Raw genomic sequence first — 17,719 nt, forward strand, 5'->3', positions numbered from 1 at the left:
TAAATCTGCTTTAATCTGCATAATCTGCGTGAAATTTAGCGCAATTTTAAAAAAACCTTTGTGCCTTTGCGCCTTCGTGGCAAAAAACCACGTATAAGAAATTCAAATTAATACCGTTAAAATTATAATCTATTAATTATTTACGATAATCAGCTAAAAAAACTATTTTTGGTTTCTGTTAAAAAAGATTGCAATGCATAAAAATCAGCCACTACTATTCTCTATCATATTCTTACTTTTCTTAGGATGGACATCCAACGCGCAGGAAAAATTACTACATCCTAAAAACGAATTTAGAGGGGTGTGGATCGCCACCGTCGTCAATATCGACTGGCCAAAAACAGCGCAAGACGGTGTTGCCAAAGAAAAAGCAGACTATATTGCCACTTTAGAAGCGTATAAAAAATTAAATTATAATGCGGTAATTGTTCAGATTCGTAGTGTTGGAGATGCTTTTTATCCTTCAGAATTAGCTCCTTGGTCGCGTTTTTTAACGGGTAAAGAAGGTCAGGCTCCAAATCCGTATTACGATGCATTGGCCTGGATGATTGAGGAAGCACATACCAGAGGTTTTGAATTTCACGCCTGGCTGAATCCGTATCGTGCGACTTTCGATTTAAACAAACAACAATTGAGTCCAACTCACGACATTTTCAAACATCCGGAATGGATGATCGAATACGCCGGAAAAATATATTACGATCCTGCGTTGCCTGAAGTTCAGGAACATTTGACGAAAGTCGTAAAAGAAGTCGTAGATAAATACGATATCGACGCGATTCATTTTGATGATTACTTCTACCCTTACACCGTTCCCGGAAAAACATTTAACGACAACGCATCGTACAAAAAATACGGAGCTGGCTTAAGCCTTGCCGATTGGCGTCGTGCGAATGTGAGCAACTTTGTACACACGATTTCTACGACTATAAAAGCAAGCAAACCGTGGGTACAATTCGGAATTAGTCCGTTTGGCGTTTGGAGAAATAAATCACAGGATCCAAAAGGTTCTGAAACACAATCAACTTCAAACTACGACGATTTATACGCAGACCCTGTTTTATGGATGGACCAAAAATGGATCGATTATATCATGCCGCAATTGTACTGGAGTATGAATAATCCGAGAGCTTCTTACTCTAAATTGGTAAAATGGTGGTCTGAAAACTCAAATAATACCGCACTGTATATTGGTCACGCATCCTACAAAATCAGAGGTGATGCTGATAAAAGCTGGAACTATTTAACTGAAATTCCAACTCAAATTGATTACGCCAGAAGTTTCAAAAAAGTAGGCGGAAGTGCCTATTTCAGCGCCAAATGGTTTACAGACAAAAACTTTGATATTGTGCGTCTTTTAGAAGAAAATCAATATAAATATCCTGCGCTTCCGGCTCCGGTTCCAAATTTAAAACATGTGATTATTGATACTCCGGTAGTCACAGAATTTGCACAGGACAGTTTGAAATACAGGTTCACTATTAAGGATCCGTTGAATACCAAAGTGCGCTATATGGTACTTTACGGTGCAGATCATATTTCGAAAATCGATATTAATGATGCCCGCCAAATCATCGACAAAGTGGTAGTTCGCCAAGACACCGGGGATATTTTAATTTCGGCTACTGCTGCAAAAATGAATCCGTATAAAGCTTGCGCTGTAACATTTATTGATTATTTTGCAAACGAAAGTACACCTACTATTATTGACTTAAAAAAGCCATTTAAAATAGCTTACCCTAATCAACCAAATGAAAACAGATAATAAACCCTGGTATTGGATTCCGCTTTTAAATTTTGCGTCTGGACTGCCTTACGCCGTCATCATTTCCGTTTCGGTTATCATGTACAAAAATCTCGGAATCTCTAATGAAGACATTGGAGTTTACACCAGTTTATTATATCTGCCCTGGGTTATCAAACCACTTTGGAGTCCGTTTATTGAATTGAACGGAACCAAAAGAAAATGGTTTTTATCAATGCAATTGCTTATTTCGATTGCGTTTTTGCTGGTCGGTTTCACCATTCCGGCTAGTGGTTTTTTCATCATGACATTGGCGATCTTTTGGGTTGCAGCTTTTGCTTCGGCTTCTAACGATATTGCCAGTGACGGATTTTATTTGTTGGTTTTACCAAAAGAACAGCAATCGTTTTTCCTCGGAATCAGAAGTACTTTTTACCGACTTTCACTTTTAGCCGGAAACGGATTAATCGTGTTATTTGCAGGATATCTGGAACATAAATATGGTGACAATACCAAAGCATGGTCGTACACGATGATTGCGGTTGGTTTGTTAATGACGGTTATCACAATTTATAATTTCGTTTTTACTCCAAAAAATGAAATCAATACTGGAGAAAACAATACAGAAGTTCATCATCAAAATTTTGCCACGATCTTTATCAGTTTCTTTAAGAAAAAACAAATCGGATTGGTATTGGCTTTTATTTTGTTATTCCGTTTAGGAGAATCCCAATTACTTAAAATGCTAAGTCCGTTTTTATTGGACAACAAAGATCTTGGCGGAATGGCTTTAGATACCGAAGCTGTTGGAATAATTTACGGAACTTTTGGCGTTGGAGCTTTAACTTTAGGTGGAATTTTGGGCGGAATCGCTATTTCGAAACAAGGTTTGACCAAATGGATGTTTCCCATGTTTTTAGCGATGCACCTTCCTATTATCGGATTTATTTTATTGGCTTTTTTCCACCCTGCTTCTATTTATTATATTTATGCTGTGGTAATTTTAGAGCAATTTGGATACGGTTTTGGTTTCACCGCTTTTATGATGTTCTTAATTCATGTTGCCGAAGGAGAATCAAAAACAGCACATTACGCATTGGCAACCGGATTTATGGCTTTAGGAATGATGCTGCCGGGAATGTTAAGCGGCTATATACAACAATATTTAGGCTACGGAAATTTCTTTATCTGGGTTTTGCTGGCGACAATTCCGGGATTGATTCTTTCGCGCTTTTTAATTTTCCCGAAAGACTTTGGGAAAAAATCTGAAGAAGTTTAACCCCAAATCAAACATCTTAAATATGGAATTCAACGAAAATCTGCAAGCCGAACGCAACCTAAAAGGAGCTGAGTTCGAGAAAACAGGAGATTTTGAAAAAGCAATTGAAGTATATGAAGAAAATGTCGCGGAAAGCTTTAAAGGAAATCATCCTTATGATCGGTTAGCTACGATCTACAAAAACCAAAATGATATTGACAACGAAATTCGGGTACTCGAAAAAGCTATTATTGTTTTTGAAGAAATCACACTTGAAGACCGACTAGAAGGTTTACCGAAACTTTTCCGTTTCAAAAACCGATTAGAAAAAGCAATTGAAACTAAAAAACAACTGGCTAAGCAAAAGAAAGCAAAGTTGAAGTAGTATATAACATATAGTAACCGTAACTGTTTTTCATTAAAATTAAACTTAATTTTCTTTTCACCATTAAGATATTAAGTAATTTAAGCCAAGCTTTATGAACTTAATAGCTGTAATGGTAAAAAACAAAGAAACTTTTTTTATACCATCATGATTACCTTAAAAAGAACAAACTCTGACGATACTGATTTTAAAAATCTCGTTGCTTTATTAGATAAAGATTTAGCAATTAGAGACGGAGAAGATCACGCCTTTTACAATCAGTTTAATAAAACGGATAAGATAAAACATACTATCGTTTATTATGAAAACGGTGTTCCTGCAGGATGTGGTGCTTTTCGTGAAAAAGAAAGCGGCACAACCGAAATTAAACGAATGTACGTTCATCCGGATCATCGAAAAAAAGGAATTGCATCTGCCATCCTTAAAGAATTGGAAATTTGGGCGAAAGAAGTTGGTTATGCCTATACAATTCTGGAAACCGGAAAAAATCAGCCGGAAGCAATAAATTTATATCAAAAGCAAGATTACTCTATCATTCCAAATTATCCGCCTTACGAAACAATGGATAACAGTGTTTGCATGAAAAAGACTTTATAATAATGAAAATGACAGCTGAAGCATTAAGACAAAAAGTGGGACAATTCTTTTTTCCCGCTGTTTTCATCAACGATACCGAAGAAAATATTCAGGAAACCGAACGTTTAATAAAAGAACACAACATTGGCGGGCTGACTTTTTTTCACAGCCGTGCGAGCGCGGCAACGAATTATGAAAGCAAGAAAAAAGTTGTTTTTAATGATGACAGTTATCAAAAAATCAAAGAACTAATTGTTCGTTACCAAAAGTCGGCTTCTACTCCACTTTTAATCAGTATCGATGCCGAATGGGGTTTAGCCATGCGCATAGAAAAAACACCGCAATATCCGTACGCGATTACCCTTGGTGCTTTACCGGAAAGTAAATCGGATCTAGTTTACGAGGTTGGAAAACAAATTGGTTTAGATTTAAAAGCGGCCGGAATTCATTATAATTTATCGCCTCTGGCAGATATTAATAACAATCCGAATAATCCGGTTATTGGGTATCGTTCTTTTGGAGAAAACAAAGAAAAGGTTGCCCATTTTGCGGTAGAATATTTAAACGGAATGTCGGAAGTTGGCGTTTTAGGCTGTCTGAAACACTTTCCCGGACACGGAAATACCAATGTCGATTCGCATTTGGGATTGCCGGTTTTAAAAGAAACTTTAGAAGAATTATTAGAAAACGAATTATATCCGTTCATCAAAGGAATCGAAAACAATGTCGACTCGATTATGATTGGACATTTGGCAGTTCCGAGTTTAAATGACGGAAAAGATACTTCGGCAACTTTGTCAAAAGCAGTTATTCAGACGCTTTTACGCGAGAAATTGGGTTACGATGGTTTAGTTATTTCTGATGCCTTAAACATGCACAGCGTTTCTAAATTATACGAAACAAAAGGCGATTTAGAATGGGAAGCGTTCAACGCCGGAAACGATGTTTTATGTTTTGCCGAAAATGTTCCCGAAGGAATTGAAGCGATTCTTAAAAATGCTTCACCGGAAAGAATCGAAGAAAGCTTCAACAGAATCATGAAGGCAAAGAAAAAAGTTGGAATATTATCTGAAAACAACTTTACCTCAGGCGAATTAAACTTCAAAAAAGCATCAGAACTTAATTTAGAAATCGCTCAGGATTCGATCACCAAAATCATTGACAATTCAAATACAGAATTGGCTTACGAAGCACAGAAAAACAATCAATTAGCTAAATTGAGTTTGTATAAAAATGTCGAAAATACGTTCTTCCAAACTATAAATTCAAAACTAAAAGCACCAGAATTTGCTTTTGAAAATTTAGAAGTCTCAGATATTTCCAAAATCAAAAAAGAGCTTGAAAATTTCGAAACGATTCTGATTTCCTTATTTGTTCCAAAGGCAAAACCAATGAACAATTTCGAAATAAATGACGAAGTTTTAGCATTGCTTTCAGAATTGCTTCAAACCAAAAAATGCATTGTCTACGTTTTCGGAAATCCGTACGTTTTACCAATTATTCCGAATCTTTCAAAGGCTTCAGGACTCATTCAGGTGTATCAAGATTTTGAAGAATTTCAAAAAAATGCAGGAATTCAATTTCTTGAAAATAAAATCTGTAACGGAATTCTTCCTGTAAATATTGACCTTCAATAACTTACAAGAACTCTATCTAGTGCCATAACTAAATACTATCACTTAATAAATATTTATAATTACATCTTATTGTAAGTAACTCTACTTATACGCTACTTTTGCACCACAAATAAATTTTTAACTTTAAAACGAATAAGATGTCTTTAGTAGGAAAAAAATTCCCAAGTATTGCAGTAGATGCTATCTCAGAAATGGGTGATAACTTAAAAATCAACATTTTTGAAGAAGCAGTAAACAACAACAAAAAAGTATTATTGTTCTGGTACCCAAAAGATTTTACTTTTGTATGCCCAACTGAATTACACGCCTTTCAAGCTGCATTACCAGAATTTGAAAAAAGAAATACTATCGTAATCGGAGCTTCATGCGACACAAACGAAGTTCACTTTGCCTGGTTAAATACTCCAAAAAACAACGGTGGAATCGAAGGTGTAACGTACCCAATCTTAGCAGATACAAACCGTAACTTATCTAACATTTTAGGAATTTTAGATATCGATTCTACAGAATACAGCGAAGAAACTGATTCAGTTATCATCGAAGGTTCAAACGTAACTTACAGAGCTACTTACTTAATTGACGAAACTGGAAAAATCTTCCACGAAAGTGTTAACGATATGCCATTAGGACGTAACGTAAACGAGTACTTACGTATGGTTGACGCTTACACACACATTCAAACTAAAGGTGAAGTTTGTCCTGCAAACTGGGAAGCTGGAAAAGAAGCTATGTCTGCAGACAGATTAAGTACAGCTGAGTACCTTAGTGCTAACTAATTCTCTAAGATTCTGAGATTCTAAGTTGCTAAGTCACTAAGATTTAAAACTAGACAACAGAATTTTAATAAATCACATCTAATAACAAGTCACAAGATTCTAAGAGCAAAAAACTTAGCCTCTTAGAATCTTAGCGACTTAGAAACTTAAAAAACATGTTAATCGACTTAAACGAAGATACGTTAGCAGATTTAGTTGCTAAAAACGAAAAAGTAGTAGTACAATATTCAGCTTCATGGTGTGGAAATTGCCGTATTATGAAACCAAAATTCAAAAAATTAGCAACAGAAAATGAAGCTATCACTTTTGTTTTGGTTGATGCTGAAAATTCTCCGGAATCAAGAAAATTAGCCAATGTAAGCAACCTGCCTACTTTCGCGACTTTCGTAAACGGAAAATTGGTTGGAGAAACACAAACCAACAAACAAGAAGTTTTAATCGACCTGGTAAACGCAATTGCTTAATTAGATTGTTAGACTTGCTTAGATTTTTAGACTCCTTAGATTCTCTGAATCTTTGTTTCAAAATCTAGTAAAGTCCAAAAATCTAAGCAAGTCTAAGTAGTCTAAAAATCTAAGAAGTCTAAATATGAAATTACCCGTAATAAAGCAATTGACCCAATTTATCGAAGAAAACGATCAGGATTATATCATCGAAACGATTGAAGTTCTGGAAGCGATGACTGAAATTCCGTCTCTAAAAGATGAGGAATTAGACGTAATTGGCGAATTGATCTCCAACATGTATGGTGCGCTTGAAGTACACAAAATGGTAGTTCAGGGCACAGATAAAAAAGAAGCTTTAAACGCGTTCATGAAACGTGTTTTAGGCTCCATTGATAAATAAGAATACCACTATATTTTTCAAAAGCAAACAAAAAACAAAGACGGAGAAAGCGTTTCTATATTTAGAGACGCTTTTTTTTATGCGCAATCTTGTCATCTCGACGTAGGAGAGATCACACTAGAAACTCCGCAATATAATCATCATTAGGGCGAGACACCATTAGAAAAAGGGGCTACTTCACTTTGCGTTTATTCACCCCTTTCCCTAATGCTGTCGGGCTGTTTGCGCCACTTCGGTAGCCAGCGTCCATCCCTCTCGCGGAAAAAAGAGATCATAGAAAAAAGAGAATAGAGTAAAGAATAAAGAGGGAAGACAAAAATTAAAGAAAAAGTAACCACAAAGTATGTCATCCCGAGGAACGAGGGATCCCCGCAAGTTGCTCTACAAAGATTGGCGATTTAGATTGAGGAGTTTCTTGTGGGGATCCCTCGTTCCTCGGGATGACAAAAATGCAAACAAACCTTTATTCAACACATAACAACAAATAAAAAAACCAGTCCAAACCCGCCAAAATCCGTGTCATCCGCGTGCCATTCTATACTAAAACACACCCTTTTTTCGTTACTCTTAAAACTCGCCTAATTGTACTCACAACCCATAACAAATACTTTTAGATTCAAATATTAATCCTTACTTTTGAACCTCATTAATTTAAACAAAAATCATGGCTTCAATAACATTAGGAGGAAATCCTATTCATACTTCAGGAGAATTACCAACAGTTGGATCACAACTAGCTGATTTCAAATTAGTACAAAATGATTTATCAGTTGCTTCATTAAGCAATTTTGCTGGTAAAAAATTAGTTTTAAATATTTTCCCAAGCATCGATACAGGAACTTGTGCAACTTCTGTTAGAAAATTCAACGAAAGTGCAAGCAACTTAGAAAACACAACTGTACTTTGTATTTCAAGAGATTTACCATTCGCTCAAAAACGTTTTTGTGGAGCTGAAGGTTTAGAAAATGTAGTAAACTTATCTGATTTTCAGGCTGGAAATTTTGGTAAAACAAACGGTTTAGAAATTGTTGACGGACCTTTAGCTGGTTTACACTCAAGAGCAATTATTGTTGTTGATGCTGACGGTAAAGTTTTACATACAGAGCAAGTTGCTGAAATTGCAAACGAACCAAATTACGAAGCAGCTTTAGCAGCACTATAATACCCATTAAATGGAATTTCAAAAAGATAATACTTTTGTAACAGGTCGGTTAAAAAGCATGACCTATGCTTTTAACGGAGCTGTTAAACTTATAAAAACAGAGCATAGCATTATGGTTCAGTTCTCATTGGGAATTGTAATGACCATTGCCGGGTTTTACTTTCATATTACACAAACCGAATGGCTTTGTCAAACACTGGCTATCGGTTTAGTTTTAGGTATTGAAGGATTGAATACAGCAGTTGAAAAAATTGCCGATTTTATTCATCCTGATTACAGCAAACGAATCGGATTTATTAAAGATATTGCAGCTGGCGCAGTATTTTTTGCTGCAATGACAGCGATAGCAATAGGCTTGATTATTTATTTACCCAAATTTATATAGGCAAGGAACGCAAGAATGGCAAAAACAACCAAAAAAGAAACTGTAAATAAAAAAAACGAACCAAACACCGAGAATAAAAAATCTTGGAAGATAAGCAAACAACAAAAATTTGTTTTAGGCTGTCTTTTGGTACTCTTTTCTATTGCATTATTAGTTGCATTTATTTCATTTTATGTCAACGGACAATGGCAAACAGATCAAAGCGCGGTAAGCCATCTTGGCGATCGCTCTGAAGAAGTGCAAAACTGGCTCGGAAAATTCGGAGCTTTTCTTGCCGATCTGCTTGTATACAGAGGTTTCGGTCTTGCGTCTTTTATTTTAGTGCGTTTATTTTTCTTAACCGGATTATTTCTGGCTTTAGAAATGTCAACCAAAAGACTAAAAAGCATTTGGTTCTGGGACTTATTTGCTATTATTATTGTTTCTGTCTTATTTGGATTTTTCGCCACTTCTGCACCAGAATTAGGCGGAACTATTGGATACGAACTGAATTTATTTTCACAGGATTATATCGGAAAAACAGGAACTTTATTGGCCTTGCTTTTCGGACTAATTGTGTATTTAATTTTCAAAATAAAATTATCTCCGGAGAAAATTCAATCTTATTTTGACTCAACTAAAAATGAATTCAAATCGGAATTGGATGCTTTAAAAACACCACAACAACCTGAAAGTGCTTACAATTTAGAAGAATTTGCTATTGAGGAGGAAGATCCTGAATTAGACAATATTCATTTAAAAACCGAAGACACTCAATTCGAAATCAACAAAGAAGCTTTAAAACCAACAATCTCCAATTCATCAGAAATTGATTTGAATCCGATTTTAAAACCAGTCCAAATGGATATCAAACCTGCAACAGTAACTGCTCCGGTTCATACCGAAGAATTTGTTGTTGAAAAACCTGAAGAGGAAGATATCATTGAAGAAAACCTGGCTTCTCGTCTCGTTGCTGATTTTGGTTTATTTGACCCGACTTTGGATTTATCGAATTATAAATTCCCAACCATCGATTTATTAAAAGAATATTCGACTGGCGGAATTACAATCAATCAGGAAGAATTAGAAGAAAATAAAAACAAAATTGTAGACACACTTCGTAACTACAAAATTGAAATCGCACAGATTAAAGCAACCGTTGGTCCATCGGTAACTTTATACGAAATTGTGCCGGAAGCCGGAATCAGAATCTCTAAAATTAAGAGTTTAGAAGACGATATTGCTTTGTCATTATCCGCTTTAGGAATTCGTATTATCGCACCAATTCCAGGAAAAGGAACAATTGGTATCGAGGTTCCGAACAAGAACCCAACTATGGTTTCTATGAAAAGCGTTATTGGATCGGCTAAATTTCAGGAAGCTGAAATGGAGTTGCCAATTGCTTTGGGTAAAACCATTTCGAACGAAACTTTCGTTGTCGATTTAGCCAAAATGCCTCACCTTTTGATGGCGGGTGCTACGGGACAAGGAAAATCAGTTGGATTGAATGCAGTTTTGACTTCACTTTTATACAAAAAACATCCCGCAGAAGTAAAATTCGTTTTGGTGGATCCGAAAAAAGTAGAGTTAACTTTATTCAATAAAATTGAAAGACATTATTTAGCCAAACTTCCTGATACTGAAGATGCCATTATTACAGACAACGCCAAAGTAGTCAATACATTAAACTCACTTTGTGTTGAAATGGATAATCGTTATTCATTATTGAAGGATGCGATGGTTCGTAATATTAAAGAATACAACGAAAAGTTCAGAGCAAGAAAATTAAACCCAGAAGCAGGCCACCGATTTTTACCATACATCATCTTGGTTGTCGATGAGTTCGCCGATTTGATTATGACTGCTGGAAAAGAAGTTGAAATTCCGATTGCGCGTTTGGCACAATTAGCGCGTGCTATTGGTATTCACTTGATTATCGCTACTCAGAGACCATCGGTTAACGTAATCACAGGTTTAATTAAAGCGAATTTCCCTGCGAGAATTGCTTTTAGGGTAACGTCAAAAATTGACTCAAGAACGATTTTAGACACACAAGGAGCGGATCAGTTGATTGGTCGTGGAGATTTACTTTATACAAACGGAAATGATGTCGTTCGTGTTCAGTGTGCTTTCATTGACACTCCGGAGGTTGAAAAAATTACAGATTTTATTGGTTCGCAAAAAGCGTATGCCACGGCTTATTTGCTTCCAGAGTTCGTAGGAGAAGAAACTGGCATCAATCTTGATATGGATATTTCCGAAAGAGATACTTTATTTAGAGAAGCTGCGGAGATTATTGTCAATGCACAACAAGGTTCCGCTTCATTACTGCAAAGAAAATTAAAATTGGGTTACAACAGAGCCGGTCGTTTGATCGATCAGCTGGAAGCAGCTGGAATTGTTGGTCCGTTTGAAGGCAGTAAAGCAAGAAGCGTGAACATTTCTGACTTAAGTGCTCTTGATCAATTTTTTAACAATGAACAAAATTAATCCCATCATGAAAACGAAAATTCAGGAAATCAACAACAATTCTATCACTAACATGACTAAAAAGTGTTTTCAAATGGCAATTTTATTGCTTTTGAGCTTTACTTCTATTCAGGCACAGGATAAAAAAGCCAAAGATTTATTGAACCAGGTAACAGCAAAAATAAAAAGCTACGATAATATTTCTATCGATTTTAAATACTCTTTAAACAACGCTAAAGAAAACATCAATCAGGACAGTAAAGGAAATGTAATCATGAAAGGCAATCAATATGTATTGAATTTTATGGGTGTTACTAAGATATTTGACGGGCAAAAAACCTACACTATCAACCCTGAAGACGAAGAAGTTACGATCTCTAAAGTTAATGAGAAAGATGACAATGCCATTACACCTTCAAAAATGTTGACTTTTTTCAATTCCGGATACAAATACAATATGGACATCGTTCAAAATATTAAAGGAAGAAAAATTCAATACATCAAATTAGCGCCAACAAATACTAAAGATCAAAGAAAAGAGATTCTTTTAGGAATTGACGTACAAACAAAACACATCTATAATTTGATTGAAACTGGAAAAAATGGAACAAAAACCACTTTAACCGTTAATTCTTTTAAAACCAATCAGCCTTTATCAAAAAATCAATTTACCTTTGTAGCGAGCAAATATCCAAAATACTACATCAACAAATTAGATTAAACCAAGGTTGAAAATTTTAGACAAATACTTACTAAAAACATTTCTGATTACGTTTACTACGGTATTCGTAATCCTTTTTTTTATATTCATACTTCAAACCGTATGGCTTTTTATCTCTGAATTAGCAGGTAAAGACCTTGATTTGATATTGGTTGTAAAATTCCTTCTTTTTTCCATGCCGAGAATTATTCCGTTAGTTTTACCACTATCGGTTTTATTAGCATCGATTATGACTTTCGGAAATTTGGCTGAGAATTATGAATTCGCAGCTATGAAATCGTCCGGAATATCACTTCAAAGAGCAATGCGTGTTTTAGTCGCATTTATCTTTGTTTTGAGTATTGTAGCATTTTGGTTCGCCAATAATGTAATTCCGTTCGCTGAATACAAATTTGTTAATTTCCGAAAAAACATCGCTCAGGCAAAACCTGCTATGGCAATTGCAGAAGGTCAGTTTAACGATGTTGGGACTTACAATATTAAAGTAAATAAGAAATCAGGAGAAAACGGAAACATACTTACCGGAGTTACGATTCACGAAAAAGCGAATAATGTTGGCGAAAACAAAACCGTTATCAAAGCTAAAAACGGTAAATTAATCAGTAATGAGAAATCCAGTATTTTAAAACTCGTTTTAAATGACGGATATTATTATCAGGACGTTACGCCGAAAAAATATGAGGATCGTGCCAAGTTACCATTTGTAAAAGCTTCTTTCAAAAAGCAAATCATTAATATTGATTTATCTGAACTGAATAAGGTTGACGACAATCAGGAAATCAGCAGCACCAACGGAATGCTGAACGTAAATGAACTTCGTTATACATTAGATTCCCTAAATAAAAACCTGGATAATGAAATCTTATCATTTTCAGAAAATATAAATCAGCGTGTTGGATTTAAAAAACAACCTCCTGTTGTAATCAAAAACCCTAAAAAGAAAAAATCGTTACCTAACGATCTTTTATCTCTTTATGACAATAAACAGAAGCTGGACATACTAAAAATGGCCGCCAGCAACGTTACTAGTAACATTTATTCGATAGAAGCTACTCAGAAAGAATTAAAAGACAAACAAAGAGACATCAACAAACACTTAACTGCTTTATACGAAAAGTTTGTAATTGCTTTTGCCTGCTTTTTAATGTTTTTCATTGGTGCTCCATTAGGCGCCATCATTCGTAAAGGTGGACTAGGCTTACCTATTGTCTTTGCGGTATTAATTTTTATTACCTTCCATTTCATCAATACTTTTGGAAAAAGACTTTCACAAGAAGGCGGAATGACTCCATTTATGGGATCATGGATGTCTTCCTTTATCTTACTTCCACTAGCTGTTTTATTAACGTATCGTGCTACAAACGACAACGGATTAATAAACTTTGATGCAATAACAACTCCGATTTCACAACTATTTCAAAAAATTTCTGAGCGGTTTACTCGTGCTCAAAAACAATAATAATTATGTCAACAAAAATACAACTGAATACCATTGAAGAAGCTATAGAAGATATTCGTCAAGGTAAAGTAATCATTGTAGTCGATGATGAAGATCGTGAAAACGAAGGTGATTTCCTGGCTGCAGCTGAAAAAGTAACTCCGGAAATGATCAATTTTATGGCGACTCACGGACGAGGGTTAATCTGTACACCACTTACTGAAAGCCGTTGTAAGGAACTTGATTTACGCGCTATGGTTAGCAATAACACCGATCATATGGAAACTGCTTTTACTGTTTCTGTAGATTTAAAAGGTCATGGTGTTACCACCGGAATCTCAGCAGCAGACCGATCTAAAACAGTACAGGCCTTAGTTGACGGCAATACAAAACCACATGATTTAGCGCGCCCAGGACACATTTTTCCTTTAATCGCAAAACAAGGTGGTGTTTTAAGAAGAACTGGTCATACAGAAGCGGCAATTGACTTCGCAAGATTAGCGGGTTTTAAATCAGCTGGTGTTATTTGCGAAATTTTGAATGAAGACGGAACTATGTCTCGTTTACCTGAATTGGTAAAAGTTGCTAAGAAATTCAATTTAAAATTAGTTTCAATTGAAGACTTAGTTGCCTATAGAATGCAACACGACAGTTTGATCGTTAAAAAAGAAGATTTTGATATCGAAACCCGTTTTGGAACTTTCAGATTGAGAGCTTACGAGCAAACTACCAATAAACAAATTCATATTGCTTTAACCAAAGGAACATGGAATCTTGGAGAACCAATCTTAACCAGAATCCACTCCTCTCAGGTAAATAATGATTTATTAGGAACTTTAACCAACAATGCCGAACAGCAATTAGACGGTATGTTTAAAGTTATTAATGAAAACGGAAAAGGTGCTGTAATTTTTATTAACCAGGATATGCAGGCAGTAAACTTATTAAGTCGTATCTCTGAACTTAAATCATTACAGGCAGGTGGTACAATGAAAGCTCCAAAAGTAATCATTGACAGTAAAGACTACGGAATTGGCGCTCAAATCTTACATGATATCGATATTTCTAAAATTAGATTAGTATCCAATACTGAGCAAACAAAACGTGTTGGAATGATCGGATACGGTCTTGAAATCACTGAATATGTAAACTACTAATATGGGTACATTAGAAGAGAGAATTTCAAAATCCGAGACTCATATATTCAAAGCCGTTTTTCCGAGTACAACGAATCATTATGATACTTTATTTGGAGGAACTGCACTTCATTTGATGGATGAAGTGGCTTTTATTTGCGCCACAAGATTCAGCCGAAAGAAAGTGGTAACAATTTCTACTGGCCAAATTGATTTTAAAAAAGCAATTCCGGCAGGAACTTTAATAGAATTAGTTGCAAAAGTGATTAGCGTTGGAAGAACAAGTTGCAAAATTCATGTGGATATTTTCATGGAACAAATGTATTCAGAGCTTCGCGAAACGGTAGTTTCAGGAACTTTTTCGTTTGTTGCAGTCGATGAAAACAAGAAACCAATGCCGATTTTAGATTAATTACATTATTTAACGTAAAAATATTCTTTTAGTAATTACTGATTATTAGACACTTGAAAATTAAGTTGAAAAAATCAATGAAAAAGTTTTTATAATCGGAAAAGCGCACTATATTTGCACTCGCAATCAGCAAATGATAGCAACATACTGGAGAAATGGCAGAGCGGTCGAATGCGGCAGTCTTGAAAACTGTTGACTGTAACAGGTCCGGGGGTTCGAATCCCTCTTTCTCCGCTGAAGCTCGAAACCCCTAGTAAACACTGGGGTTTCGTCGTTTTTAGCCCATACGTAAAAAGATTCGAACCTAGTCTTTAAGTGCACATCCATTCTCTCTTAACCCCTATAAATACTAGGATTCTAAAATTTCATCTATTTTTAAATCCGCAAAATCAGCGGATTTGACGCAAAGTTTTGTGCACCTATTTGTGCACCTTTTTCTGCTGAAAAAATAAGCTTTTACCTCTCATAAAACTAGCCAGTCTACTTATTATCATTCTTTTAACAATCACAATATCATAAGTTTCATATATTTATCTAAACAGAATTTCACTAATTGTTAACCGAGAAGAATGCCTAGTATACTGAAGATTTATTTTTACTTGAAGTCAGAAAAGGTCAATCGCAAAGACGAATCTCCCGTGTATGCTCGACTGTGGCATGAGCAGAATTCGATAACGATTGCAACGGGGCAATACATAAGCAAAGAAAGATGGGATTTTACCGATAAGCTACGCACGGCGCTCAGAATAGGAAAGGAAAAAGAACTTCGAAAAAGCTTAGACAACTTTGAACTTGAGATTAAAAATATTTTTTATGGGTCCTTTTTCAGAGGTCATGATTTTTCACTCACAAAACTCAAAAATGAATTCATAGGAAAGAAAAACAAAGAGCGAAATCACTGCTCTATAGATTCTGCAAATCAATATTAGGTATTTCAGCAGGAAAGCTGACAATAATAAAAAATCTGAAGTTTGCCGTAAAAATATGAACATACCCAAGAACTACTTTTCAATTTTTAAATAACACAATTACTCAAACGGTCTTAATAACAGCTCTTACAAAATCAGTGGAAAACCACTAAAAAACATTTTTTTTAATTCCTGACTCTTCTTTTTACGTATATAATATAAAAGAATAGGTCATGCTTAAAGTCTACTTTCATTTAAAATTCACAAAGAATCCACAAAGAAAGGAATCACAAATCTGCGCGCGCTTGACCTACCAACAGCAGACTGCATCAATATCAACAGGCCAGTACATATCAAAAGAAAGATGGGATTTAACTAACAAACTCAGAAATGTGCTTAAACTGGAAAAAGAAAAAATTATCCGCACCAGCCTAGACATACTATACCTGAATATTGAGAAAAAATGTAACGAAATAATCTCAAGTGGTAGTCCTGTATCGTTAGTCAACCTGAAAAATGCTTTAAAAGGCAGGAATATAGTAGCTTCAATTATCGAAATTCTGGAAACTCATATTAAGTTTTTTAAAAAGAAAGTTAACATTACAGAAAGATCTAAAGCTTCACTTCAAAAATACATACGTTCTAAAGATCTCATTGCTGTTTTTATTCAAAAGGAATATAATAAACCAGATGTACTGTGGAACAAAATTTCCAGCTCATTCATTTACAAATTAGAATCGTTCATAAAATATGAAAGCACTTTTAAAGGCAGAACAGGCATTAAAAACAACTCAACAGTAAAATACATGAGAATGTATAAAACTGCTTGCAATTACGCCCTTAAAATAGAATTAATTAACAAGAATCCATTCAGTATTTATGATGGAAAAATAATAGAGAAAGATGCCGTTTATCTTTCCCAGAAAGAATTAAATACTATACAGTTTAAAAAAATTAACTCGGAGCGGCTTGAAAAAACAAGAGATATTTTCATTTTCTGCTGTTATACAGGATATGCCCCAATTGATGCTCTATCTCTGACCGATGATAATATTACTGCTGACAATAATAACGATTTATGGATTAAGACTGTCAGAGCCAAAACTTCTATCAATTCGAATGTTCCCATTCTTTCTCCAGTACAGGAAATAATAGACAAATATAAAGATCTACAGACCGGTCTTATACCTCGCATATCCAATCAAAAAATGAATAAATATCTTAAAGAAATCGCAGTTATGTGCAGAATCAATAAAAAGCTTACCTGGTATACAGCCAGACATACATTTGCCACAACGGTTACTTTAGGCAATGGAGTTAGGATAGAAAATGTATCTTCCATGATGGGACACACTAATATTCTGCAGACCCAGCATTATGCAAAAATCTTAGACATTAATGTAAAAGAAGATATGAATAAAGTAATTGAAAAATACAAAAGCTTATAGGTCTAGATTTTTTGTTAAGAATCTCTTTCTACAGGTTTTCTGACCTTAATTCAAATTCATAATACCCTATAACCAAAGTAAATTCTCTAAATATTAGCACATTTGAGTTTTGTGGCAAAATCATGGCAAATGGGTATTTATAAAAACTGAAACCTAGTAATATAAAACGCTGAGAAACTTAGGTTCGAAAATTTTAGACTCATTCTCTTTTATTACAGTAAAATATATTTTTCCATCTACTTTTTTAAATCAATTTGCTAATAGTTCTTCTACGGAAATTTGTTTTAGTCTCAACTTTATTATTTTAATATTTATAAGTTATAATATATTACGGGCAAAAAAAGCAATCCCATTTATTATTGAAGTCTTTACGAAAAGAATTTGTATTATGAATATTTCAAAATTATAATTACATTTTATAAAGTGAAAAATTTTTTCC

At 34.8% G+C, this 17,719-nt stretch carries 17 protein-coding genes and 1 tRNA gene; all 18 read left to right on the forward strand.

Annotated features, from left to right (window positions below):
• Window positions 1-193: 193 nt before the first annotated feature.
• The 18 genes from BUA98_RS21490 (at window position 194) to BUA98_RS21575 (ending at window position 17,280) form a co-directional block, all read left to right on the forward strand.
• Window positions 194-1,765, forward strand: coding sequence for a glycoside hydrolase family 10-like protein (locus BUA98_RS21490; RefSeq protein ID WP_072975952.1), 1,572 nt, complete (start codon window positions 194-196; stop codon window positions 1,763-1,765).
• Complete coding sequence (locus BUA98_RS21495) at window positions 1,752-3,023, forward strand: MFS transporter (protein ID WP_072975954.1); 1,272 nt, start codon at window positions 1,752-1,754, stop codon at window positions 3,021-3,023. Before BUA98_RS21490 ends, BUA98_RS21495 begins: the two co-directional genes overlap by 14 nt.
• A 22-nt stretch (window positions 3,024-3,045) precedes the next feature.
• Window positions 3,046-3,387 (forward strand): tetratricopeptide repeat protein, encoded by a 342-nt coding sequence (locus tag BUA98_RS21500; protein ID WP_056188821.1) that lies wholly within the window; start codon window positions 3,046-3,048, stop codon window positions 3,385-3,387.
• Between the two features lie 147 nt (window positions 3,388-3,534).
• Complete coding sequence (locus BUA98_RS21505) at window positions 3,535-3,984, forward strand: GNAT family N-acetyltransferase (RefSeq protein WP_072975956.1); 450 nt, start codon at window positions 3,535-3,537, stop codon at window positions 3,982-3,984.
• Window positions 3,985-3,986: 2 nt separating this feature from the next.
• Window positions 3,987-5,600 carry a glycoside hydrolase family 3 protein gene (locus tag BUA98_RS21510; protein ID WP_072975958.1) on the forward strand — a complete coding sequence of 538 codons (1,614 nt, stop codon included), beginning with the start codon at window positions 3,987-3,989 and terminating at the stop codon, window positions 5,598-5,600.
• A gap of 137 nt (window positions 5,601-5,737) precedes the next feature.
• Entirely contained in the window at window positions 5,738-6,376 is a 639-nt protein-coding gene (locus tag BUA98_RS21515) for a peroxiredoxin (protein ID WP_026985957.1), read from the forward strand.
• A 155-nt stretch (window positions 6,377-6,531) separates the two neighbouring features.
• Window positions 6,532-6,840, forward strand: coding sequence for a thioredoxin family protein (locus tag BUA98_RS21520; protein WP_041519142.1), 309 nt, complete (start codon window positions 6,532-6,534; stop codon window positions 6,838-6,840).
• A gap of 124 nt (window positions 6,841-6,964) precedes the next feature.
• Entirely contained in the window at window positions 6,965-7,222 is a 258-nt protein-coding gene (locus tag BUA98_RS21525) for a DUF6952 family protein (protein WP_017495510.1), read from the forward strand.
• Window positions 7,223-7,886: 664 nt separating this feature from the next.
• A complete protein-coding gene (tpx, locus tag BUA98_RS21530) occupies window positions 7,887-8,384 on the forward strand; it encodes a thiol peroxidase (RefSeq protein WP_072975960.1) in 498 nt (165 codons plus the stop codon).
• Window positions 8,385-8,394: 10 nt separating this feature from the next.
• The gene (locus BUA98_RS21535) at window positions 8,395-8,769 is read left to right on the forward strand and encodes a diacylglycerol kinase family protein (RefSeq protein WP_072975962.1); all 375 of its coding nucleotides are present in this window, start codon (window positions 8,395-8,397) and stop codon (window positions 8,767-8,769) included.
• 15 nt (window positions 8,770-8,784) lie between these two features.
• Window positions 8,785-11,238, forward strand: coding sequence for a DNA translocase FtsK (locus BUA98_RS21540; protein ID WP_072975964.1), 2,454 nt, complete (start codon window positions 8,785-8,787; stop codon window positions 11,236-11,238).
• A gap of 7 nt (window positions 11,239-11,245) precedes the next feature.
• The gene (locus tag BUA98_RS21545) at window positions 11,246-11,938 is read left to right on the forward strand and encodes an outer membrane lipoprotein periplasmic chaperone LolA1 (protein ID WP_086065495.1); all 693 of its coding nucleotides are present in this window, start codon (window positions 11,246-11,248) and stop codon (window positions 11,936-11,938) included.
• Window positions 11,939-11,945: 7 nt separating this feature from the next.
• On the forward strand, window positions 11,946-13,397 hold the full coding sequence (locus BUA98_RS21550; RefSeq protein ID WP_072975966.1) for an LptF/LptG family permease: 1,452 nt from the start codon (window positions 11,946-11,948) through the stop codon (window positions 13,395-13,397).
• A 5-nt stretch (window positions 13,398-13,402) separates the two neighbouring features.
• Window positions 13,403-14,533 (forward strand): 3,4-dihydroxy-2-butanone-4-phosphate synthase, encoded by a 1,131-nt coding sequence (ribB, locus tag BUA98_RS21555; RefSeq protein ID WP_072975968.1) that lies wholly within the window; start codon window positions 13,403-13,405, stop codon window positions 14,531-14,533.
• A 1-nt stretch (window position 14,534) separates the two neighbouring features.
• A complete protein-coding gene (locus tag BUA98_RS21560; protein ID WP_072975970.1) occupies window positions 14,535-14,924 on the forward strand; it encodes an acyl-CoA thioesterase in 390 nt (129 codons plus the stop codon).
• A gap of 149 nt (window positions 14,925-15,073) precedes the next feature.
• A tRNA-Ser gene (locus BUA98_RS21565) sits at window positions 15,074-15,158 on the forward strand.
• A gap of 365 nt (window positions 15,159-15,523) precedes the next feature.
• Window positions 15,524-15,853: a hypothetical protein gene (locus BUA98_RS21570; protein ID WP_159433482.1), complete on the forward strand. Its 330-nt coding sequence runs from the start codon at window positions 15,524-15,526 to the stop codon at window positions 15,851-15,853.
• 212 nt (window positions 15,854-16,065) lie between these two features.
• Window positions 16,066-17,280: a site-specific integrase gene (locus BUA98_RS21575; protein ID WP_072975974.1), complete on the forward strand. Its 1,215-nt coding sequence runs from the start codon at window positions 16,066-16,068 to the stop codon at window positions 17,278-17,280.
• The last annotated feature ends 439 nt before the right edge of the window (window positions 17,281-17,719 follow it).

It is taken from the genome of Flavobacterium saccharophilum (assembly GCF_900142735.1).
Classification (GTDB): Bacteria; Bacteroidota; Bacteroidia; order Flavobacteriales; family Flavobacteriaceae; genus Flavobacterium; species Flavobacterium saccharophilum.